The organism is Comamonas odontotermitis (genome assembly GCF_020080045.1).
GTDB classification, from domain to species: domain Bacteria; phylum Pseudomonadota; class Gammaproteobacteria; order Burkholderiales; family Burkholderiaceae_C; genus Comamonas; species Comamonas odontotermitis.
Genome location: NZ_CP083451.1, coordinates 1,802,688 through 1,823,551 on the forward strand (window position 1 = coordinate 1,802,688; position 20,864 = coordinate 1,823,551).

Genomic DNA, 20,864 nt, shown 5'->3' on the forward strand with positions numbered 1-20,864 from the left:
CGCAGGTTGGCGCCGGAGCTGTCGCTACCGTTTTCTACAACTGGCCAAATTCGGCCAGTACGGCCCGAACGGCGTCCACAGCCGGGTTGGGTGTGCTCAACTGCCGGTGCGCCACGGCCATCGGACGGATCAGCGGCGGGTACAGGTGGCGGATCTGCACTTCCGGGGCATGCCGCTGGTCTTCCACCTCTTCCAGCGGCAAGAGGGCTGCACTCTGGCAGGCTGCGGCGAGGCTCTTGAGGGCGCCGGGATAGCTGAGCGCCAGAAAAGGGCGAGGCCGGTAGCCCGCCTGCCCAAACCATGAGGCAATCAGGCCATGCATCTGCGTAGGGGCCGAAAACGATGCCCAGCGCCGCTCTGACAGCCATTGCGCCGTGACCTGCTCGGGGGCATCCCACGCGGCGGGCAGCAGGGCCACCATGGGGTCGGCGCGCCAGGGCGTGAGCACGATTTCGGCCATTGCAGGCTGGGGGCTGGCGACGATGGCAATGTCAAGCGAGCCCAGTTGCAGGCGCTGCATCGATTGTGCAGAGCCAACGGCTTCCAGCCGTACCTCGACGCCCGGGTTCCGCTCGCTCAGGGCCTGCAGCACCAGCGGCAGCAGCCGGGTGCTCACCCCGGCAGAAACGCCCACCCGCACCAGGCCTTCTCGCCCGCTGGCACGGCGCTGTACCAGTTCGACCAGGTCTTCGCTCGCGGCCAGCAGCTTGCGGCCGCCATCGACCAGGGCGTGGCCTGCCGGGGTCAGCGCTGCCTGCCGTCGCCCGCGCACAACCAGCGTGGCTTCCAGCCGGGCCTCCAACTCTTTGATGTGCAGGCTGACGGTGGGCGGCGCCAGATGCAAGGCCTGCGAGGCTGCCGCGAACGTGCCCAGATCGGCGATGGCCACGAGGGTTTGCAGTTGGTCAAGGTTGAGGTTGCGCATGGGAGTGACATCAGAATTTATGAATTGACTGGTCAGTTAATTCAACTTTACAGATGTTAATCCAGGCCCGAGCATCGGGCAACCATGAACCATTCTTCTCTTCTTTCAGACAAGGACGCCGGGCCGGGCCGGTGCGATGGCAATGCGCCTGACGAGGCCGACCCGCAAAGTGATTTGCGGACTGATCCGCGAGGCGATTCGGTGGGTGACGTGCAGGACGAGGTGCGTTGTGGCTTGCCGCCGCACGTTGGCACCGGATGGCTGCATAGGCTGGCCCGGGCATTGGAGCGCGCCGAGCAGCGCATCACCGAGAACTTTCGTGTGCCGCCCGGGGGCGGCTGAGCCAGGGTGAGTGAAATTTCATGCCAAAAATGGCATCTGGCGCTTTGCTGTCAAGCGCCAGATGCTATGAAAAGTATAGAAAATTCAGCCTCGCTCAACCACCTGCCGCGCGGGTCAGGGGCTTTTGCCGCCAGGCCAGCACGGCGCCGAGCAGCAAGAATGCGGCCGATACCAGCAAGCCGCGCTGCAGGCCGCCCGCTCCATCGGCCACCCAGCCAACTACGGATGGCCCCACGATCTGGCCCAGCGCAAAAATGGTGGTGAAGGCACTGATGCCAGCGGGCCACGCCGCTTGCGGCAGGTTGTGGCGCACCAGTGCGGTGGTCGATGCCACGACGGAGAGGAACACTGCGCCAAACACCATGCCGGACAAAAAGACCACGGGCGTCGCGCTGGTGAGTGCCGGCAGCACCGTCACCACGGCGAGCACCAGGCACAGAATGGCCAGCGATTCGCCGCCCTTGAAGCGGTCCAGCATGCGTGCCCAGATGCGTGAACTGGCCAGCACCGCCAGGCCCAGCGCGGTGTAGAAACCCGTGATCTGGGGCCCGGACATGCCTTGCTGGCGTAGCAGCGCGACGATGAATGTCATGTAGCCGATGTAGCCAGCGCCAAACATGAAGTAGCCAGAGAGTCCAAAGCCGAAATCCCGCAGCGCAAAGCCCTGGCTGGTGCCTGAAGCCGCGGTTGGCAGGCCATCGGCAACGTGGCGTGCGGGCACGGCCATCACGGCTGCGGCCAGCATGCATGCGAGGCCCAGGCTGATCCAGGGCCACTGCCAGCTGTGCGGCGCAGCGTGGTTGGCGGCGGCTTGCAGCGCTGCCGGTACCAGCAGCGCCGACAGCGAGATGCCGATTCCGGTGCCGCCGTAGTACAGGCCAATCAGAAAGCCCGCGCGCTTTGGAAACAGCGAACCCAGCCGCGCCGCAAGCACCCCGCCCGCAATGAACACCCAGGCGCTGGCCGCACCTGCCAGCACGCGCTGCAGCATCAATGCTGTTGTGCCCGTGGCCCAGCCAGACACCAGCATGAATACGGCCGCCAGCAGCGACCCGGCCATCAGCACCCGCCATGCGCCAATGCGCCGCATCAGGAGCGGAGTCATCAGCGCCCCCGCAAAATAGCCCACGGCGTTGCCGGTGTTCATGGCGCCCGCCAGAAAGTACGACCAGCCCAGGTCTTCACGCATGGGTGGCAGCAGCAGGCCGTACGAGAACCGCGATATGCCCAGCGCAATCGCGGCGCCCAGCGACAGGGCGAGTGCGATGGCAATGGGATGACGCAGGGAGCCGCCCGGGGTGGAAGTGGCAATGGAGGTCATGGTTGGTGATGCCGCAGACGTTTTCATTTCCGGGATGCTACTGATTTGTCTAAAATGATCAATAAGAATCCAAATTAGACGAGTAATGGCCCATTTCATCATCCTAGTGGCAGATGGCACCTTGGCCGGTAGCGTAGGTGCCAGTTTGGACATTCTGGCCTTTGCCCAGCGCTGCGGTGCGCCGGCGGAGCGCGTGGCATGGCAGGTTGCCAGCGCCCGGCCGCAGGTCGCGCTTTCAGGCGGCATGGCCCTGGCGGCGACTCCGGTGGAGCATTTGAAGATGGCTCCCGATGCGGTGTTGGTGATTCCTGGCATCGGGCTCGATGCATCAGCACCGCACGGCACCGACGGAGGCTTGTCCGGGGGCGCCACGATCAATGAGCGCTATGCCGAATCGCATTTGCTCTGGCGTATGCAGGCGTCGGATGCGCAGGCGTATGCCGGATTGGCTGCCGCCCATCACGCGGCAGGCGGTGTGGTTGCCGCGTCATGCTCGGGGGTGTTGCTGCTGGGTATGGCCGGGTTACTGGATGGAAGGCGCGCTACCACGCATTGGCGCTTGGGAGATTTTGTACGCCGCCACTTTGGCAAGGCCTTGTTCGATGAAAACCGGATGCTGGTCGAGGACCATCGTGTCATCAGCGCCGGTGCCGCCATGGCGCAGGTGGATCTGATGCTGCATCTGGTGCAGCAGGCGGTGGGCGGCGCCGCTGGCGAGGCCGTGGTGCAGCATGTCATGCGTTACCTGCTGGTGGACAGCCGCAGCTCGCAGGCGCGCTATCGCGTATGGGAGCATCTGCATGCCAGCGAAGACGACACTGCGATGCGCTTTGAGGCTCTGATCGAAGCGCGGCTGCCCCATGTCCCGACGATTGCCGATGCCGCCGAAACCTTGGGCATGACCAGCCGCACGCTCTCGCGCCGCATCGCAGCCAGCACGGGGGCTGCTCCGCTTCAACTGGTCAATACGGTGCGCATGCGCCATGCGCAGCGCTTGCTGGCGCAAGGCGATCTGTCCGTGGACGCCGTCGCCCGGCGCGTGGGGTATGCCAACGGCACGGCTTTGCGCAAGCTCACCCTGAAGATGGCGCAACAGCCGCCCGGTGTTCTGCGGCACGGAATGGAGAGCCCGCAATAGCGGTGCGTGACAGTTGTATCCCCGGCGGTGGCGAGCGCGGGAGAACGTGGCACCTATACTGTTCACTGATTAAAACAACAGAGGAGACACAGTCACCATGGCAGCCCTTACTTCTACTTTGCGTTCCATCTTGCTGGTGTCTTGTGTGGCATTGCCGTGCGCATCCACATGGGCGGCGCGCAACTTCACGCCGCAATCGGGAACCTGGGTCGTGAGCAGCGAGGTCGATGGCAAACCCGGACGGGGTCTGGCGATCGATGTGCAAGGCAATACCTTTTTCATGCAGGTGTTCGGGTACGAGAAAAACGGTGATGCCACGTTCCACATGGCAACCGGGCAGCTGGATGGCGACACCATTACCGCTCCGCTGATACGCTACACAGGTGGACGCAGCTTTGGCAGCGCGGCCCGGGATGCGGCGGCAGAGCAATCGGTGGGTGATGTGACCGTGAGCTTTCGCAATGGCCTCAAAGGGACCGTACAGTTTCCTGGCGAGCCTGCAGTGGCAATCGAGCGGTTTCTGATCGACAGCAACGAGGTCAGCCTGGTCAATCCGCTCGCGCAACTGGGTTATAGAACGTCGCGGGTGCTGGCCATGGATGAGGGCGGTGCGGTGGCGTATGACTGGGCCATCACGATGACGCGCCGAGAAGATGGCGTGGCAATGGCAAGGCTGTCGCAGGCTTACCCCATGAGCACCTACCTGAGCTACAAGCCTTTTCAGGATTTTGAATGCTATCGCATCCGATCATCGGCGCAGCTCGATTGCAAGGCCATCCCCACGAAGGTGGATGAGTGGCCCGACGTGAAAACACCGCAGGTCGATGCCCTGCGTCTTTGGTTTGCTGCAGAGGAGGTGCTGGGGTCTGCGCGTGTGGGGGGCGATCAGCCCGCCAACGTATCGCTGATGGGGCGGACGCGCGGCGCCTATTACTGGACCTCCGCCGGTTTGGGGGGGCCTAATGGACGCTATCGCCTGAGGGATTCTTTCGAGCAGAGCTTTCACGGAGCAAGCGCTCCGTTTGAGTCGTGCATGATCTCCTGCGAGATAACGATGGTCTACAGCACGCTCATGCCCTACAACGGCACCTGGATGGTGGAAGATGAGATCACCGGCAAACCCGGGCGTGGTCTGGCACTGGATATTCAGGGCGAGACCGCCATTCTGCAGGTGTTCAACTACCGGGCAGACGGGCAGCCTACCTTCCATATGGGCAGTGCCGGATACGGCACCAGGGGAGCGGACTCTCGCGCCTCGCTGGCCGTCATTCCGTTGCGTGAATACGCGGGCGGAAAAAGTTTGGGAGGCCCCACCCAGCCCGCACGGGTCAAGGCCGAAGCAGGAGATGCGCAGATTGAATTCAGCGCTGCGCCTCCTGCAACCGAAACCAGTTGGTGGGATGACGGCAAGATCAAGCTGCCAGGGGAGGCCCCGGTGCGCATCCGTCGCCTGCAAATGGATGCGCCAGCCAGCTTTGCCGAGCGAATGCTGGGTGAATGGTATCTGCCGTTCATTGGCAAGACGCTGAAACTGGTCAGGGTCGATGGTGATGCGGTAACGACCGCCAATGGCAAGGAGCGCTGCACACTGAGCCAGGGAAGCCAGGGAACGGATTTGAGCTGTGGACAGCCGCAAGGCAACGCCTGGGTGTGGTTTCAGCGTTTGAAAATACCCACCTCGTTCAGAGACGACGATTCCATGATCCGCTTGCGTGATCGTTTTGGAAATGCTGCGGGCCTGGGAAAGATGGAGTGATATCCGCAAGAGCCGGCAGCCCGTATGGCCTTGGTATCCGGCGCCCGGGCACCCTGCAGCCAGGTATTTTCAGGGCCTGGTCGGCGAGCCTGCAACAGCTGCACACCGGGTGGCGTGCATGACAGGCGCACCACCACCGAGGCGCAGGGCTGTTATTTGAGGTTGCCCGACAGAAAGCGAGCCAGGCGCTCGCTCTTGGGGTTGGCCAGCACTTCGCGCGGGTTGCCTTGCTCTTCGATCACGCCCTTGTGCAGGAAGACGACGTGGTTCGACACCTCGCGGGCAAACCCCATTTCGTGCGTCACGACGAGCATGGTGCGGCCTTCCTGGGCCAGCACCTGCATCACGCGCAGCACTTCGCCGACCAGTTCGGGATCAAGCGCGGAGGTGGGCTCGTCAAACAGCATCACCTCAGGCTCCACCGCCAGGGCGCGGGCAATGGCCACGCGCTGCTGCTGGCCACCGCTCATGTGGCCGGGGTAGGTATCTTCGCGGCCTTCGAGGCCGACGAGCTGCAGGTACTTGCGCGCGCGCGCCACGGCTTCGTCCTTGCTGAGCCCCAGCACATGGACGGGCACTTCAATGATGTTCTGCAGCACCGTCATGTGCGCCCACAGGTTGAAGTGCTGGAACACCATGGCCAGCTTGGTGCGCAGGCGCTGCAGCTGCTTGGCGTCCGCCGCGTCCAGGTCGCCGTTGCGGGCGGGCTGCAGTTTCAGCTCTTCACCCGCAACGATGATGCGGCCCTGCTGCGGGTGCTCCAGCAGGTTGATGCAGCGCAGGAACGTGGATTTTCCGGAGCCGGAGCTGCCGATGATGCTGATCACGTCGCCGGGGCAGGCGTTGATCGAGACGCCCTTGAGCACGGCGTTGCTGCCATAGCTCTTGTGAATGTCCAGCGCCTGCAGTTTGTAGTTGGATGCGTTCATAACAATGCTCGAATTCTATTTTCTTCTGCAAGCCCGCCTCAGGCCTTGCGCGGGGCCAGATAGCCAAGGAAATGGCGCTCCGCAAGGCGGAAGAGACCAATCAGGATGAAGGTGATGCACAGGTACACCACGGCGGCGGCAATATAGGCCTCAAACGGCAGGTAATAGTCGGAGTACACGCGGCTGGCGGCGCCGGTCAGGTCGACCAGCGAAGGCACGGTCGATGCGAGGCTGGTTGAGTGCAGCATCATCACCACCTCGTTGCTGTAGGCGGGCAGGGTGCGGCGAATGGCGCTGGGCATGACGACGCGGCGCATCAGCTGCCAGCGGCTCATGCCCATGGCGCGGGCGGCTTCCACTTCGCCCTTGCTGGTCTCGCGGATGGAGCCGGCCAGCATTTCCGCTGTGTAGGCGGCAGTGTTCAGTGTGAAGGCGAGGAACGCGCAGAAGAACGGCTCCTTGAAGTAGGTCCAGGGCCAGACTGCATCCCAACGCGCCTGCACCCATTCAAGCTGCGAAAAACCGTAGTAGATGAGGTACACCTGAATGAGCAGTGGCGTGCCGCGCATGAAGTAGGTGAAGGCACCCACGGTCTTGCGCAGTATCCAGGAGCGGCTCACCAGGGCCAGTGCTCCCAGCAGCGCAAGGACAGCGCCGATCGCCAAGCTGGCAATCAGCAGCTTGAGTGTGGTGATGAGGCCCTCGCCGTACAGGGCCAGGGTGTCCGGCTGAAAGATGACTTCCCAATTCATAACTGCACCTTTTCCGTTCCGAGGCTGTAGCGCGCATTGAGGCGGCGCAGCGCCCACAGAGAGGCCGAGGTGTAGATCAGGTACAAAGCGGCGGTAAAGAGGAAGAAGATGAACGGCTGGCGCGCGGCGGCGCTGGCCTGCTTGGCGAGATAGGTCATGTCCTGCAGGCCGATCAGGCTGACCAGTGCGGTCGCCTTGATGAGCACCAGCCAGTTGTTGGTGAAGCCGGGCAGGGCGTAGCGCACCATCTGCGGCAGGGTGATGCGGATGAAGGTCTTGAGCGGGCTCATGCCAAAGGCCCAGGCTGCTTCCATCTGGCCCTTGGGAATGGCCAGGATCGCACCCCGGAAGGTTTCAGTCATGTAGGCGCCGTAGATGAAGCCGATGGTCAGCGAACCGGCGATGAAGGGGTTCAGGTCGACGCTCTGGTCGCTGCCCATCTTCTCCAGCAAGGTGTTGAGGCCAATGGCGCCACCATAGAAGATCAGCAGCATCATCACGAGCTCGGGGATGCCGCGCACGATGGAGGTATAGAGCGTGGCCAGCCATACGAGGGGCCGCTTGCCCGAGAGCTTGGCACTAGCGCCCAGCAGCCCCAGGATGGTGGCGGTAAACACCGATGCCAGCGATACGGCCACTGTGAGCAGTGAGCCCATCAGGATCGATTGGAAATATTCACTCATAGTTTCTAGCCTTCAGCACGGGCGCAGCGCAAACGCGCTGGTGGGCCATGTGCCGGGTCGTCAAAGGGAAAGCGGCGCGTCCCAGTTTCGACCCGCTAACACCACCCTTGATACATCGTTGCTTCGCCTTGTCGTACGTTTGTACTGCCTGCGGCTCCGCGCCTCGTCTCAATCGCAAATCTGTGATTTGCTGGATGGTGTTAGCGGCTCTCAGTGGTCTGGGAAATCCGCGCCGCATGGTGTTACCCCTGACAGGAGCCGCCGCAGCGCGCTAAGTGCTGCAGGGCCTGGCGGTGATCAGTTGCCGTAGGGATCGAAGTCGAAGTACTTCTTGGCAATGGTGTTGTAGGTGCCATTGCTGCGGATGGTCTTGATCGCTTCGTTGATCTGCTTTTTCAGGTCGCCCTGGCCCTTGCGCAGTGCAATGCCGATGCCGTCGCCGTAGTACTTGGTCTCGTACTGGTCAGGGCCCTTGTAGCCATAGTCGGCACCTTCGGGCTTGCGCAGGAAGCCGCCATTGACCTCGACCTTGTCGGCCACGGTGCCATCGAGGCGGCCGGACTTGATGTCCAGATAGACCTGGTCCTGGGCTTCGTAAGGGATGATCGAGGCACCTGCGGGCTTAAGCTCGCCCATGGCCCACTTTTCTTGCGTGGAACCCTTGAGCACGCCAATCTTCAGGCCCTTGGTGGATGCGGGGCCGGTGTATTCAGCCGATTTCTTCAGCACCACGGCGCTGGGGGTCTTGTAGTAACGGTCGCTGAAATCAACGACACGGCGGCGCTCGTCGGTCATAGACATCGACGAAACGATCACGTCGTACTTCTTGGCCTGCAGGCCGGGGATCATGCTGTCCCACACCTGCTCCACAAACACGCACTTGCGCTTGATCTGTTCGCACACCGCCTTGGCGATGTCCACATCAAAGCCGGTCACTTCACCCTTGGGGGTCTTGTAGGTGAACGGTTCATAGGTTGGGTCTACCGCGACTTTCAGGTCGGCAGCAAAGGCGGGGGCTGCAACGGCGGCCACAGCCAGGGCGATCAAGGTCTTGCGCATGTGAATCCTCGGATCCTAAAGGTTGATAAGGTGGCTAGCATGCTAGCGGCACCAGCAGGCGCTTTGCAATCAGGCGCATGGGTTTAACGGCCGCTTGTGGCAGCGCGATGACAGCCCTTGCCTTTTTGCCTGCAAAGCGGCGAGAGTGTACGCATTATTGGCAGCCAAAATGGCCAAGTGGTACGAAAATCAACGCGAAAGCGTCGATTTTTACGCACCACAGGGGAAATTACCGATAGGTATTTGGTTATACCGTCAGATTGCCTACGCGATATGACCAAATGATGCTGCATACGTCTTGATACGCTCCTCGCAGTGCCCTTTGCGAGCACTGCGGCGCAGGCAAGGGCCTGCGCCTTGAACGCATCCCGATGCGGATGCCTTACTTTTTCCAGTAGCCAGGGCGGATCAGCAGGCTGTGGATACGGTAGGGAGCCTTGTCTTCCACGGCGATCTCCATCGGCACAAAGGCCTTGTCGCACTGCAGCAGGTAGCTGCCGGCGTAGGAGATGGGGCTGCGCACCTGGCCAGCAATGCGGCAGGCACCCACACTCTGGTGCAACTGCTGCAATACCTGCTTGATCTGGTCGGTGTTCACTTCCTTGTTGAAGTCTTCGGTGAAGTTCTTCGCATCGGGGACGGCTGCCTTGCCTTCGAATGCGGCATACATGGATTGGAAGCGCTGGGCCAGTGCCTTTTCTGCCGCTGGATTCGGGGGGGGCAGTGCAGGCGCGGCAGGCTGCTTTGCATCGGCAGGTGCCGAGGTGCTGGCAGCGGGTGCTGCCGCTTCTGGCGCGGGGGACGGCGTGGCGGCAGGGGTATCGTCTGCCGCGTAGGCTGCCGTCCAGGTGGCAGCGGTCAGCAGGGCGCACAGCAGCATCTGGCGGCTGGTGGAGGAGGGCTGGCGGGTCATGTTTTTTCCTTGGTGTCTTTGTAAAGGCACCACTCTAGTGGCTATGCCTCAGGCGAGGGGTAACACTTCGTTTTTTGTAGCTGCTTGCGCATGCTGCGTATGCCCAGGATTGGTTTTATCCTACAAATTCCAACAAGATGAATGCCGGGCTGAGCGTCTCTCATCGGTGGGTGATTGGTGCGCTGCGTCAAAGACATGCATTCGCCTTGCCTTACGAATGCCAGCAACTGCCAGGAAACGCCAAGGCTCTCAGGAGTTGCCATGAGCACCTATGGCTTGGTCTCGATTGCTGGATCTGAAATAAAGAAAGCCGCTGCGGCTGCAGCGGCTTTGACGGGCGGAAGGCGGCGGCTGCCGATTACCGATTACTTCTTGTCGCCACCCAGCTGGGGCAGGGCATGACCACTGCCTGCAGTCAGCAAGCCGGTCTGGGTGTAGATGGCCAGCTTGTCGCGGGTGTCCATCAGGTCCAGGTTGCGCATGGTCAACTGGCCGATGCGGTCTGCCGGGCTGAACGGCGCATCTTCCACCTTTTCCATCGACAGGCGCTCGGGCGCGTAGGTCAGGTTGGGCGATTCGGTGTTCAGCAGCGAGTAGTCATTGCCGCGGCGCAGCTCCAGCGTCACGGTGCCGGTAATGGCGCGGGCCACCCAGCGCTGGGCGGTTTCGCGCAGCATGATGGCTTGGGGGTCGAACCAGCGGCCCTGGTACAGCAGGCGGCCGAGCTTGAGGCCGTTCACGCGGTACTGCTCGATGGTGTCTTCGTTGTGGATGCCGGTGACCAGGCGCTCGTAGGCAATGTGCAGCAGTGCCATGCCGGGGGCTTCGTAGATGCCGCGGCTCTTGGCTTCGATGATGCGGTTTTCGATCTGGTCGCTCATGCCCAGGCCGTGGCGGCCGCCAATGCGGTTGGCTTCCAGGAACAATTCCACCAGGTCTTCAATGCGTTTGCCGTTCAGGGCAACGGGGCGGCCTTCTTCAAAGGTGACCGACACTTCTTCGGCCTTGACTTCGACTTCGGGCTTCCAGAACGCAACCCCCATGATGGGGTTGACGATGCGGATACCGCTCGAGAGCTGCTCCAGATCCTTGGCTTCGTGCGTGGCGCCCAGCATGTTGCTGTCGGTGGAGTAGGCCTTTTCGACCGACATCTTGTAGCCAAAGCCTTCCTTGATCAGGAATTCCGACATTTCGGTGCGGCCACCGAGTTCGTCAATGAACTGTTGGTCCAGCCAGGGCTTGTAGATCTTGAGCTGCGGGTTGGTGAGCAGGCCGTAGCGGTAGAAGCGCTCGATGTCGTTGCCCTTGAAGGTGGAGCCATCGCCCCAGATGTTGACGTCATCTTCCTTCATGGCGGCCACCAGCATGGTGCCGGTCACGGCGCGGCCCAATGGCGTGGTGTTGAAATAGGTGATGCCGCCGGTGCTGATGTGGAAGGCGCCAGCCTGGATGGCGGCGATGCCTTCGCCCGCCAACTGCGCGCGGCAGTCGATCAGGCGGGCCTTTTCTGCGCCGTACTCCATGGCCTTGCGGGGGATGGCGTCGTAGTCTTCTTCGTCAGGCTGGCCCAGGTTGGCGGTGTAGGCATAGGGCAGGGCGCCCTTGTTCTTCATCCAGCGCAGTGCAGCCGAAGTGTCGAGGCCGCCGGAGAATGCGATGCCGACCTTCTGGCCGACGGGGACGTGTTGCAGGATGGTTTCCATGGTGCTGTTCTCTATAAAAACGATAGCTGTCAGCGCTTTCTAGCTATGCGCTGGCGGCCAAAAAACCTGTTGCTGGCGCTGCGGCTCAGGCGTAATGGCAGATGTAGTGGTACGACTCGGTCACGCGGATGTCGAACTTGCTGTTGGCAGGCACGCTGAATTTCTCGCCCGGGCCGGATTTCTTCCACTCGTCGCTGCCGTCGAGCTTGTACTCACACGAACCTGCCACGCATTCCATGATCTCGGCAGCAGCCGTGCCAAACGTCAAGGTGGCGGGCAGCACCACGCCCACCGATTGCTTGGTTCCGTCGGCCAGTTGGTAGCTGTGGCTGACGCACTTGCCGTCAAAATAAACATTGGCCTTGGTCGTCAACGTGACGCCAGCGATGCTTGCAGTGGTCATGGAGATTGCGCAAAAAGGAGGAAAACCCCCATTGTAGGGCAGTGCGGCGGGCCCGTGCCTGCGCTCCCCATGCGGGTGGGTCGGTACAGCTGCGCGGGAGACATGGGCAGGCAAGGCTTTCCTGCCCATACAAGGCCAAAGGAAACTGCGCTGACACGCTGGGGGCGTGCAGCGCAGTGGCTGGTCGGGGCCGTGCCCCGTTTGGTAACAGATTTAGGCGTTCAGCGCCAATGGCGGTGTCCGCCGCCCCAGTAACCTCCGATGCCCAGCTGGATCACCGGTTGCACGGCGATCGGTGCCGCGTAGTAGGCAGGGGCCGGGGCCATGTAGACAGGAGCGGGCGCAGGCATCACGCCGGAGCCGACCACCACGCCAGGCTCGGGCATCGCGCGGTTGGGTCCGGTATTGGCGTAAGGCTGGGGGGCATAGTTGTCGTAGGTGGCGGCTGGTTGAATCGACAGGGGAATCCATTCGCCCGGCTGCGTATCGGTGCGCGTGCTGTAGCGGCGGCCTGCGTATTCGTAGTCGACGGTGTAGCCGTCGGGCTGGTCCTGCGTCACATACTGCGTGCCGCACTGGCGCACCGTCTGGTAACTGGGGTAGCCGCCTTCGAGCTGGTTGCCGATGGCCGAGCCTGCAACCACGCCTACGCCGGTCGCCGCAGCCCGGCCAAAACCGTGGCCCACGCCATTGCCCAGCACACCGCCAATCACTGCGCCGGCAATGGCGCCCATGCCCGAATTGCGCTGGCCGGCATAGACCTGCTGGTCATTGCAAACCTGTTGTGGCACGCTGACCTGGCGGTAATTGGGTCGCACGGAGATGACCTTGCCATAGGGCTGCTCGCCAGCAGGCAGTGGAGACTGGGCGTTTGACACGGGCTGATCGAGAAACGGATCGGGCTGAGCGGAGGGCTGCGGCTGGTAGCCGTCGTACCTGTCATACACGCCAGAGTTCTGGCTTTGCGCCCAGGCACCTGCACATGCCGCGGCAAACACCAGGGCAGAGAGTGGAGGAATCAATCGGTTGGACAGGAATCGTGGCATACACGCCTCCAAAATGGTTACGAACTTGTGCGGGCTTGGGCGATTAACGCCCCACCAGGGTGCCGCGACGACAAGCTTTACAAGCCTTTTCCAGGCCTTGGTACGCAGTGTTGCAAGCCCTATGGATTGGTATGCTACGGCGGCAGCGTTTCCCGCGGTTCGCGCGCAGGTAAAACACAGGTAAAAGTGCCATCAACCATTGCGATGAAAGCCAAACCGGCTCCCTGCGTTGAATTGAAGCGCGTTGGCACTTTAATTTTGATAGCAAACACCTGCTGCCTTGGCCTCTGCAAAAGGCCCAATCCATCAGGTGCCAGGCGTTCAGGAGGTCTTTTTGCTCCAGGCGGCCTCGTCAAACCCGACGGTGACCGAGCCATCTGCCCATTCGACGACCGGGCGCTTGATGACGCTGGGGTTGTCCAGCATCAGTTGTGTGGCGCTGGCGGCATCGGTGACGCTCTGCTGAACAGCTGCATCAAGCTTGCGCCAGGTCGTGCCCTGGCGGTTGACGAGCTTTTCCCAGGTGGCCTGGGCAATCCAGGTGGGCACATGGCTCTGTGGCACGCTGGCCTTTTTGAAGTCGTGAAACTGGTAGGCAACGCCTTGCTCGTCCAGCCAGGTACGGGCCTTTTTGACGGTGCTGCAATTGGGGATGCCGTAGACGGTGATGGTGTGGTTACTCATAGGTGCAAATGATGACACAGCCCTAATTACGCGACAATCTGGCCCCATGCAAACCCGATTCGACACCCTGGATCAGTGGCTGGCCCACTGCGAGCAGATTCACCCTTCTACTATTGATATGGGCTTGACGCGTGTCAAGGCTGTGGCGGAGCGGCTGGCGCTGCGTTTTGACTGCCCGGTGATCACCGTGGCGGGCACCAATGGCAAGGGCTCGACCTGTGCCATGGCAGAGGCGATAGCCCTGGAGTCGGGCTATCGCCCGGGTGTGTTCACCTCGCCGCATCTCGTGCATTTTGAGGAGCGCTGCCGCGTGCGTGGCGAGATCGTGTCTGCTGCAGATCTGATTGCGCACTTTGAGGCAGTGGAGGCGGCACGGCTGCAGCCGCCTGAAATCTCATTGACCTATTTCGAGTTCACGACGCTGGCGATACTGCGCCTCTTGAGCCTGGCCAAGCTGGATGTCGCGATTCTGGAAGTCGGTCTCGGCGGGCGGCTTGATGCCACCAACATCATCGACACCGACTGCGCCATCATCACCAGTGTCGATCTCGACCACATGGATCTGCTCGGGCCGGATCGCGAATCGATTGGTCGCGAGAAAGCCGGCATCATGCGCCCTGGCAAGCCTGCCGTGGTGAGCGACCCCATGCCGCCGCAAAGCGTGATCGACCATGCCGAGGCGATTGGTGCCGATCTGTGGCGCTTTGGCCGCGATTTCAACTATGAAGGCGACAAGCAGCAGTGGAGCTGGGCCGGGCGCGGTCGCCGTTATTCGGGCATGGCCTATCCAGCGCTTCGCGGCGCCAACCAGCTGGTCAATGCGTCGGGCGTGCTGGCCGCTTATGAAGCATTGCGTAACAAATTGCCGGTCACAGCCCAGGCGGTGCGCAATGGTCTGGCGATGGTCGAGTTGCCAGGGCGCTTCCAGATCGTGCCGGGCCAGCCCACGCTGGTGCTGGACGTGGGGCACAACCCGCACGCCATTGCAGCGCTCACCGCCAATCTGGACGCCATGGGTTATTTCCCGGTCACGCATGCCATCTTCGGGGCCATGCACGACAAGGACCTGACCCCCATGCTGCGCAAGATCGGGCCGCTGATCGATCGCTGGTACTTCACCGATCTGCCCACGCCGCGCGCCGAGAAGGCTGCCGATCTGCAGTCCAAATGGAATGCGGTGCAGCTGCTGTCGGACAAACGCCACGATGTAACAACCAGCTGCCATCCAGACCCCATGGCGGCTTTGCGTGCTGCTATCGAAGCTGCAGAGCCCGCTGATAGAATTGTGGTTTTCGGCTCGTTCTATACGGTGGGTGGGGTGTTGAAGGATGGTGTTCCCCGGCTGGATGCCAAGCACCTGAACTAAGTGCCGCCTGACGGTGGTACGGCCCGACGCTCAACTCCAAATCGTCCATGGCAATTTTCAATCTTCGATGGCCCGGCAAAAAACAGCAGGACGCTGAAAACCAGCGCGTGATCCGTGCGCCCCGCAGCAACCCTGCCGAAAGCGCAGACGCCATGCGGCGCCGCGCGCGCCACCGCCTGATCGGCGCGACTGTACTGGTGCTGCTGGCCATCATCGGCTTTCCGATGCTGTTCGACACCCAGCCGCGTCCGCTGCCGGTGAATGCTTCCATCGAGATTCCTGACCGCGAAAGGGTGGCTGCGCTGAGCGTGCCCCCTGCCGCCTCGGTGGGGCCGGCCCGTACCGACAACGGCCTGGTGGCTGGAGAAGAAATTGTCTCGGGCAGCGGCGCAGGCAGCCACGCATCGGGCACCGCCCAGAATGCAGCAACCGCTGCGGCGGCTGCAAGCGCGGCTGCAGCGGCCGCCGCTTCGGCAAAGCCTGCAGACAAGCCTGCTGTCAGCAAGCCAGAGACCAAGCCCGAAGCCAAACCGGAGCACAAGCCTGAAGCCAAGCCCAAGGAAGAGCCCAAGCCAGCGCCCAAGCCTGAAACCAAACCGGAGTCCAAGCCAGAGGCCAAGCCGCAGTCCAAGCCGCAGTCCAAGCCAGAAACAAAGCCTGAGGCCAAGCCCAAGGAAGAGCCCAAGAAGGAAGAAAAGCCCAAGGAGCAACCCAAGCCCAAGCGAGATGACGAGGCAGACCGCGTCCGCGCCATGATGGAGGGCCGCAGCAATGCCGCTGCTGCGCCCGCTGCCAAGCCCGAAGCTGCTGCAGCGTCGTCGCGCTACATCATTCAGGTAGGCGCGTTTGCCGAGGCGGAGAAGGCTTCCGAGGTGCGCGCCAAACTGCAGATGGCAGGGGTTTCAGCCTTCACGCAGAATGTGAAGACCTCGGCGGGCAACCGTATCCGTGTGCGTGTGGGCCCCTTCAACAGCAAGGAAGAGGCTGAACGTGCTGCAGCGAAGGTCAAGGCCCAGGGCCTGCCCGCTGCGCTGGTGCCCATGTAGGCACGGGCAGTGGTGCTTGTGATGCAGTGTCATGCCCCCATCTGCTGGCCATACGCCTGGTGCGCTGGCCCGCTTGCCTGAGGCAGTCTGTGGCCGCGCTTGACTGGGTGTTGCTGGTGGTGTTGCTGGGCTCGGTGCTGATTGGCGCCTGGCGCGGCCTGGTGTTCGAAGTGCTGTCCCTGGCCAGCTGGGTGCTGGCCTTCATTGCCGCGCGGCTGTGGGGCGAGACGGTTGGTACCTGGCTACCCATGCAGGACGTGGACGAAGGCCTGCGCACAGGGGCGGGCTTCGTGATTGCCTTCATCGCCGCCTTGTTTGCATTGGGCGTCGTGATCTGGCTGATTGGCAAACTGGTCACCATGGTGGGCCTGCGGCCCTTTGACCGTGCCCTGGGTGCCTTGTTCGGGGCTGTGCGTGGCCTGTTACTACTTGTATTGATCGCTCTGGTTTTTCTGCTGACACCGATGCGGGAATCGCAAATCTGGAACACTTCCGTATTGGCACCGTACCTGGTGTCAGCAGTGTCGGTATTGCGGCCATGGATGCCGCAGGAAATGGGAAGACATTGGTCTTCGCTGGTGGACCAGCTCACCGAGGCTGGTTCGCGCATCGCGGCAGAGCCGCGTTAACGTTTTTGGAACGCTCAATATGTGTGGAATCGTCGGAGTCGTCAGTAGCACGCCGGTCAATCAATTGATCTATGACGCGCTGTTGCTGTTGCAACACCGTGGACAGGATGCAGCCGGCATCGCAACGCAACAGGGACGCAAGTTCTTCATGCACAAGGCCAAGGGCATGGTCAAGGATGTGTTCCGCACACGTAACATGCGCGCCTTGCCGGGGAATGTGGGCCTGGGCCAGGTGCGTTACCCCACGGCCGGCAACGCGTACAGCGAAGAAGAGGCGCAGCCTTTCTACGTGAATGCGCCTTTTGGCATCGTGCTGGTGCACAACGGCAACCTGACCAACGCGGTCGAGTTGCGCAAGGAGCTGTTTTCGACGGACCATCGTCACACCAATACCGATAGCGATTCGGAAGTGCTGCTCAATGTGTTTGCGCATGAGCTGGAGCGCGCCACGCGTGGTGTTCCGCTGCAGAAGGCCGACGTGTTCAACGCCGTGCGCGCGGTGCACAAGCGCATCAAGGGATCGTATGCGGTAATCGCGCTGATTGCCGGCCACGGCGTTGTGGCTTTTCGCGACCCCAATGGCATCCGCCCGCTGTGCATTGGCAAGGGGGCGGACGGCACGGTCATGGTGGCGAGCGAATCCGTGGCGCTGGAAGGCACGATGCAGCAGCTCGACCGCGACATCGCACCTGGTGAAGCCGTGTTCATCGACGATGACGGCACCACCACCTTCGAGCAGTGTGCCGACAACTCCACCCTGCATCCCTGCATCTTTGAATTCGTGTACCTGGCGCGCCCCGATTCGGTGCTCGATGGCATGTCGGTCTACCAGGCCCGTCTGAACCTGGGCGAAACCCTGGCCAAGCGCGTGGTCTCCATGGTGCCGCCCAATGAGATCGACGCCGTGATCCCCATCCCCGAGTCGAGCCGCCCCAGCGCCATGCAATTGGCGCAGTTGCTGGGCAAGCCGTACCGCGAAGGCTTCGTCAAGAACCGCTATGTGGGCCGTACCTTCATCATGCCGGGCCAGGGCACGCGCAAGAAATCGGTGCGCCAGAAGCTCAATGCCATCAGCAGCGAATTCAAGGGCCGCAATGTGCTGCTGGTGGATGACTCCATCGTCCGTGGCACCACATCGAAGGAGATCGTGCAGATGGCGCGTGATGCAGGCGCCAACAAGGTGTACCTGGCCAGTGCTGCGCCGCCTGTGCGTTTCCCCAATGTTTACGGCATCGACATGCCCACCGCCAAGGAGTTGGTGGCGCATGACCGCAGCCTGGAAGAAATTCGCCAGTACATTGGCTGCGATGCATTGATCTACCAGGATGTGGACGGTATGAAGATGGCCGTGGGCAAGCTCAATACCGATGTGCATGGCTTCGAGGCCTCCTGCTTTGACGGAGTCTACGTCACAGGCATTACCGCAGAGGGCATCTCACGCGTCAATGAGGGCCGCGTTTCCACCGAAGAAGACGATGTAGATACCTCGCGCCTGTCGCTGCGCAATGCCGCCGATGTGGCCTGAACACGGCACTCTGGCCGTACTGGAATCTGAATGATAAATAAAGCATTGCCGCAGGGTCTGCATCCAGACACCTTGGCGGTTCGTGAGGCGGTGGACCGCAGCCAGTGGGGCGAGCACAGCGAGGCGCTGTACCTGGCCAGCAGCTTTGTGCAGCCCAGCGCCGAGACGGCAGCACGCCGGTTTGCCGCGCAGGAAGAGGGCTACACCTACACGCGCACCAGCAACCCCACCGTGACGAGCTTCGAGCGCAGACTGGCCGCGATGGAAGGAACCGAATGTGCGGTGGCAACGTCCACGGGCATGTCTGCGATTCTGCTGGTGGCGCTTACCGCACTGAAGACGGACGATCACGTCATCTGCTCGCAGTCCATGTTTGGCTCCACCATCAAGCTGCTGGGCACCGAGATGGCGCGTTTCGGGGTGGAGACCACCTTCGTGTCGCAAACCGATACTGCCGCCTGGAAGGCCGCCATCAGGCCGAACACGCGCATGCTGTTTGCCGAAACGCCGACCAACCCGCTCACCGACCTGTGCGATATCGCCGCGCTGGCCGACATTGCCCATGCACACGGCGCCTTGCTGGCCGTGGACAACAGCTTTGCCACGCCCGTGCTGCAGCAGCCGGTCAAGCTCGGGGCTGATCTCGTGGTGCACTCGGGCACCAAGTTCCTCGACGGCCAGGGCCGCGTCATGGCGGGAGCCGTCTGCGGTACCGTGGCACTGGTGGACAAGGTGATGGGCACCTTCCTGCGCAGCGGTGGCCTGAACCTCTCGCCTTTCAATGCCTGGGTGGTGATGAAGGGGTTGGAGACGCTCTCATTGCGCGTCAAGGCCGAAAGCGCTGCGGCGCTGGAGCTGGCCGCCTGGCTGGAGACGCACCCCAAGGTGGCGCGGGTCTACTACCCGGGCCTCAAGAGCCATCCGCAGCACGAGCTGGCCATGCGCCAGCAAAACGGCCTGGGCGGCGCTGTGCTGTCGTTCGATGTGCGTGGCCACAATGCCGAGCAATTGCGTGCCAACGCCTTCCATGTGATCGACAGCACCTTGCTGTGCAGCATCACCGCCAACCTGGGCGATGTGAAAACCACCATCACCCACCCGGCCAGTACCTCGCACGGCCGCCTGACCGAAGAGCAGCGCCAGGCCGCTGGCGTGGGCCAGGGCCTGATTCGCATTTCCGTGGGGCTGGAGCATCTGGATGACCTGAAAGCCGATCTCTCCCGCGGACTGGATACCCTCAAATGACACAAAAAGTACGTACCCGATTCGCACCTTCGCCGACCGGCTTCATCCACCTGGGCAACATCCGCTCGGCCCTGTATCCCTGGGCCTTTGCGCGCGCCAACGAGGGTGATTTCATCCTGCGTATCGAAGACACCGACCTGGAGCGCTCGACGCAGGCATCGGTCGATGTCATTCTGGAAGGCATGGCCTGGTTGCAACTGACCCCTGATGAAGGCCCGTTCTACCAGATGCAGCGCATGGACCGCTACAAGGAAGTGCTGGCCACCTTGCAGGAAAAGGGGGCAGTCTACCCCTGCTACATGAGCATGGAAGAGCTGGACGCACTGCGCGAAAAGCAGATGGCCAACAAGGAAAAGCCGCGCTATGACGGTACCTGGCGGCCAGAGCCTGGCAAAGTGCTGCCTCCGGTGCCGGAAGGGGTCAAGCCCGTGCTGCGCTTCAAGACGCCGTTGACCGGCGTGGTCGGCTGGGACGACAAGTGCAAGGGCCATATCGAGTTCCAGAACTCGGAGCTGGATGACCTCGTGATCACGCGCCCCGATGGCACACCCACCTACAACTTCTGCGTCTGTGTGGACGACATGGACATGAACATCACCCACGTGATCCGGGGTGACGACCATGTCAACAACACGCCGCGCCAGATTCACATCTTTGAGGCGCTGGGTGCGACCGTGCCCGTGTTTGCCCATCTGCCCACTGTGCTCAACGAGCTGGGCGAAAAGATGAGCAAGCGCAATGGCGCCAAGGCCGTCACCCAGTACCGCGATGAGGGCTACCTGCCCGATGCCATGGTGAACTACCTGGCGCGCCTGGGCTGGAGTCACGGCGATGATGAGATCTTCTCGCGCCAGCAGTTCCTGGAGTGGTTCAACCTGGACCACCTGGGCCGCAGCGCGGGCCAGTTTGACGAGGCCAAGCTGCGCTGGGTGAATGCACAGCACATGAAGATGACGCCTGACGATGAGCTGGCTGCCATGGTGATGCCCTTCCTGCAGAAGCTGGGGCTCGACTCCAGAGAGCTGTCTGATGGTCGTCTGCCACGCATCTGCGGCCTCTTCAAGGACCGCTGCGACACCCTGGTCGACCTGGCCAACTGGGCCCAGGTGTTCTACCGCGATCCGCAGCCGAGCGCGGAAGACCTGGCTCAGCATGTCACGGCAGAGATCACGCCGGTGATCGATGAACTGCTGCAGGTGCTGGAGCAGGGCGACTGGAGCAAGGAATCGATCAGCGCCGGTTTCAAGCAGGTGCTCAAGACCCATGGCATCAAGATGCCCCAACTGGCAATGCCAGTGCGGGTTTTGGCTGTGGGCACGGCCCACACCCCATCGGTGGATGCGGTGCTTGCATTGCTGGGTCGTGAAAAAATTACCGAAAGACTCCAAAAGCGATAAAA

Annotated in this window: 20 protein-coding genes; 9 read left to right on the top strand and 11 right to left on the bottom strand. The window is 62.1% G+C overall.

Annotated elements, in window-relative coordinates; all coding sequences use genetic code 11:
• Positions 1 to 34: 34 nt before the first annotated feature.
• Positions 35 to 925 (bottom strand): LysR family transcriptional regulator, encoded by an 891-nt coding sequence (locus LAD35_RS08345; protein ID WP_224152228.1) that lies wholly within the window; start codon positions 923 to 925, stop codon positions 35 to 37.
• Positions 926 to 1,009: 84 nt separating this feature from the next.
• Between LAD35_RS08345 and LAD35_RS08350 the strand changes: the two genes are divergently transcribed.
• Positions 1,010 to 1,267 carry a hypothetical protein gene (locus LAD35_RS08350; RefSeq protein ID WP_224152229.1) on the top strand — a complete coding sequence of 86 codons (258 nt, stop codon included), beginning with the start codon at positions 1,010 to 1,012 and terminating at the stop codon, positions 1,265 to 1,267.
• Positions 1,268 to 1,361: 94 nt separating this feature from the next.
• On the opposite strand, the gene LAD35_RS08355 is transcribed toward LAD35_RS08350, so the two are convergent.
• Entirely contained in the window at positions 1,362 to 2,588 is a 1,227-nt protein-coding gene (locus tag LAD35_RS08355) for a YbfB/YjiJ family MFS transporter (protein WP_224152230.1), read from the bottom strand.
• A gap of 85 nt (positions 2,589 to 2,673) precedes the next feature.
• Here LAD35_RS08355 and LAD35_RS08360 point away from each other — a divergent pair, with 85 nt between their 5' ends.
• Positions 2,674 to 3,726 (top strand): GlxA family transcriptional regulator, encoded by a 1,053-nt coding sequence (locus LAD35_RS08360; RefSeq protein ID WP_224152231.1) that lies wholly within the window; start codon positions 2,674 to 2,676, stop codon positions 3,724 to 3,726.
• A 97-nt stretch (positions 3,727 to 3,823) separates the two neighbouring features.
• Entirely contained in the window at positions 3,824 to 5,482 is a 1,659-nt protein-coding gene (locus tag LAD35_RS08365) for a hypothetical protein (protein WP_224152232.1), read from the top strand.
• Between the two features lie 152 nt (positions 5,483 to 5,634).
• Here the strand turns inward: LAD35_RS08365 and LAD35_RS08370 are convergent, their stop codons facing one another.
• The 9 genes from LAD35_RS08370 to LAD35_RS08410 all read right to left on the bottom strand — a co-directional run bounded on the left by LAD35_RS08370 (position 5,635) and on the right by LAD35_RS08410 (position 13,654).
• Complete coding sequence (locus LAD35_RS08370) at positions 5,635 to 6,411, bottom strand: ABC transporter ATP-binding protein (RefSeq protein ID WP_224152233.1); 777 nt, start codon at positions 6,409 to 6,411, stop codon at positions 5,635 to 5,637.
• A 38-nt stretch (positions 6,412 to 6,449) separates the two neighbouring features.
• Positions 6,450 to 7,163 (bottom strand): ABC transporter permease, encoded by a 714-nt coding sequence (locus LAD35_RS08375; RefSeq protein WP_224152234.1) that lies wholly within the window; start codon positions 7,161 to 7,163, stop codon positions 6,450 to 6,452.
• The gene (locus LAD35_RS08380) at positions 7,160 to 7,846 is read right to left on the bottom strand and encodes an ABC transporter permease (protein ID WP_224152235.1); all 687 of its coding nucleotides are present in this window, start codon (positions 7,844 to 7,846) and stop codon (positions 7,160 to 7,162) included. The genes LAD35_RS08375 and LAD35_RS08380 overlap by 4 nt, the downstream gene beginning before the upstream one ends.
• Before the next feature lie 297 nt (positions 7,847 to 8,143).
• Entirely contained in the window at positions 8,144 to 8,905 is a 762-nt protein-coding gene (locus LAD35_RS08385; RefSeq protein ID WP_224152236.1) for a transporter substrate-binding domain-containing protein, read from the bottom strand.
• 382 nt (positions 8,906 to 9,287) lie between these two features.
• A complete protein-coding gene (locus LAD35_RS08390; RefSeq protein ID WP_224152237.1) occupies positions 9,288 to 9,818 on the bottom strand; it encodes a hypothetical protein in 531 nt (176 codons plus the stop codon).
• A gap of 365 nt (positions 9,819 to 10,183) precedes the next feature.
• Entirely contained in the window at positions 10,184 to 11,521 is a 1,338-nt protein-coding gene (argG, locus tag LAD35_RS08395; protein ID WP_224152238.1) for an argininosuccinate synthase, read from the bottom strand.
• An 85-nt stretch (positions 11,522 to 11,606) separates the two neighbouring features.
• Positions 11,607 to 11,924: a pyrimidine/purine nucleoside phosphorylase gene (ppnP, locus tag LAD35_RS08400; RefSeq protein WP_224152239.1), complete on the bottom strand. Its 318-nt coding sequence runs from the start codon at positions 11,922 to 11,924 to the stop codon at positions 11,607 to 11,609.
• Positions 11,925 to 12,145: 221 nt separating this feature from the next.
• A complete protein-coding gene (locus LAD35_RS08405) occupies positions 12,146 to 12,970 on the bottom strand; it encodes a glycine zipper 2TM domain-containing protein (RefSeq protein WP_224152240.1) in 825 nt (274 codons plus the stop codon).
• A 321-nt stretch (positions 12,971 to 13,291) separates the two neighbouring features.
• The gene (locus LAD35_RS08410) at positions 13,292 to 13,654 is read right to left on the bottom strand and encodes an ArsC family reductase (RefSeq protein ID WP_224152241.1); all 363 of its coding nucleotides are present in this window, start codon (positions 13,652 to 13,654) and stop codon (positions 13,292 to 13,294) included.
• A gap of 46 nt (positions 13,655 to 13,700) precedes the next feature.
• Here LAD35_RS08410 and folC point away from each other — a divergent pair, with 46 nt between their 5' ends.
• From folC to gltX, 6 genes are all read left to right on the top strand, one after another.
• A complete protein-coding gene (folC, locus tag LAD35_RS08415; RefSeq protein WP_224152242.1) occupies positions 13,701 to 15,020 on the top strand; it encodes a bifunctional tetrahydrofolate synthase/dihydrofolate synthase in 1,320 nt (439 codons plus the stop codon).
• Between the two features lie 47 nt (positions 15,021 to 15,067).
• The gene (locus LAD35_RS08420; protein ID WP_224152243.1) at positions 15,068 to 16,066 is read left to right on the top strand and encodes an SPOR domain-containing protein; all 999 of its coding nucleotides are present in this window, start codon (positions 15,068 to 15,070) and stop codon (positions 16,064 to 16,066) included.
• Positions 16,067 to 16,155: 89 nt separating this feature from the next.
• Entirely contained in the window at positions 16,156 to 16,695 is a 540-nt protein-coding gene (locus LAD35_RS08425; RefSeq protein ID WP_224152244.1) for a CvpA family protein, read from the top strand.
• 19 nt (positions 16,696 to 16,714) lie between these two features.
• Positions 16,715 to 18,220 (top strand): amidophosphoribosyltransferase, encoded by a 1,506-nt coding sequence (purF, locus tag LAD35_RS08430; protein ID WP_224152245.1) that lies wholly within the window; start codon positions 16,715 to 16,717, stop codon positions 18,218 to 18,220.
• Between the two features lie 30 nt (positions 18,221 to 18,250).
• A complete protein-coding gene (locus LAD35_RS08435) occupies positions 18,251 to 19,465 on the top strand; it encodes an O-succinylhomoserine sulfhydrylase (RefSeq protein ID WP_224152246.1) in 1,215 nt (404 codons plus the stop codon).
• The gene (gene gltX, locus LAD35_RS08440) at positions 19,462 to 20,862 is read left to right on the top strand and encodes a glutamate--tRNA ligase (RefSeq protein WP_224152247.1); all 1,401 of its coding nucleotides are present in this window, start codon (positions 19,462 to 19,464) and stop codon (positions 20,860 to 20,862) included. Before LAD35_RS08435 ends, gltX begins: the two co-directional genes overlap by 4 nt.
• The last annotated feature ends 2 nt before the right edge of the window (positions 20,863 to 20,864 follow it).

Coding starts and splice junctions, on each gene's coding strand:
- LAD35_RS08410 (WP_224152241.1), bottom strand. CDS start 13,654: ATGAGTAACCACACCATCACCGTCTACGGCATCCCCAATTGCAGCACC.
- gltX (WP_224152247.1), top strand. CDS start 19,462: ATGACACAAAAAGTACGTACCCGATTCGCACCTTCGCCGACCGGCTTC.
- LAD35_RS08375 (WP_224152234.1), bottom strand. CDS start 7,163: ATGAATTGGGAAGTCATCTTTCAGCCGGACACCCTGGCCCTGTACGGC.
- purF (WP_224152245.1), top strand. CDS start 16,715: ATGTGTGGAATCGTCGGAGTCGTCAGTAGCACGCCGGTCAATCAATTG.
- LAD35_RS08420 (WP_224152243.1), top strand. CDS start 15,068: ATGGCAATTTTCAATCTTCGATGGCCCGGCAAAAAACAGCAGGACGCT.
- ppnP (WP_224152239.1), bottom strand. CDS start 11,924: ATGACCACTGCAAGCATCGCTGGCGTCACGTTGACGACCAAGGCCAAT.
- LAD35_RS08355 (WP_224152230.1), bottom strand. CDS start 2,588: ATGACCTCCATTGCCACTTCCACCCCGGGCGGCTCCCTGCGTCATCCC.
- LAD35_RS08435 (WP_224152246.1), top strand. CDS start 18,251: ATGATAAATAAAGCATTGCCGCAGGGTCTGCATCCAGACACCTTGGCG.
- LAD35_RS08345 (WP_224152228.1), bottom strand. CDS start 925: ATGCGCAACCTCAACCTTGACCAACTGCAAACCCTCGTGGCCATCGCC.
- folC (WP_224152242.1), top strand. CDS start 13,701: ATGCAAACCCGATTCGACACCCTGGATCAGTGGCTGGCCCACTGCGAG.
- LAD35_RS08380 (WP_224152235.1), bottom strand. CDS start 7,846: ATGAGTGAATATTTCCAATCGATCCTGATGGGCTCACTGCTCACAGTG.
- argG (WP_224152238.1), bottom strand. CDS start 11,521: ATGGAAACCATCCTGCAACACGTCCCCGTCGGCCAGAAGGTCGGCATC.
- LAD35_RS08350 (WP_224152229.1), top strand. CDS start 1,010: ATGAACCATTCTTCTCTTCTTTCAGACAAGGACGCCGGGCCGGGCCGG.
- LAD35_RS08385 (WP_224152236.1), bottom strand. CDS start 8,905: ATGCGCAAGACCTTGATCGCCCTGGCTGTGGCCGCCGTTGCAGCCCCC.
- LAD35_RS08390 (WP_224152237.1), bottom strand. CDS start 9,818: ATGACCCGCCAGCCCTCCTCCACCAGCCGCCAGATGCTGCTGTGCGCC.
- LAD35_RS08365 (WP_224152232.1), top strand. CDS start 3,824: ATGGCAGCCCTTACTTCTACTTTGCGTTCCATCTTGCTGGTGTCTTGT.
- LAD35_RS08370 (WP_224152233.1), bottom strand. CDS start 6,411: ATGAACGCATCCAACTACAAACTGCAGGCGCTGGACATTCACAAGAGC.
- LAD35_RS08405 (WP_224152240.1), bottom strand. CDS start 12,970: ATGCCACGATTCCTGTCCAACCGATTGATTCCTCCACTCTCTGCCCTG.
- LAD35_RS08360 (WP_224152231.1), top strand. CDS start 2,674: ATGGCCCATTTCATCATCCTAGTGGCAGATGGCACCTTGGCCGGTAGC.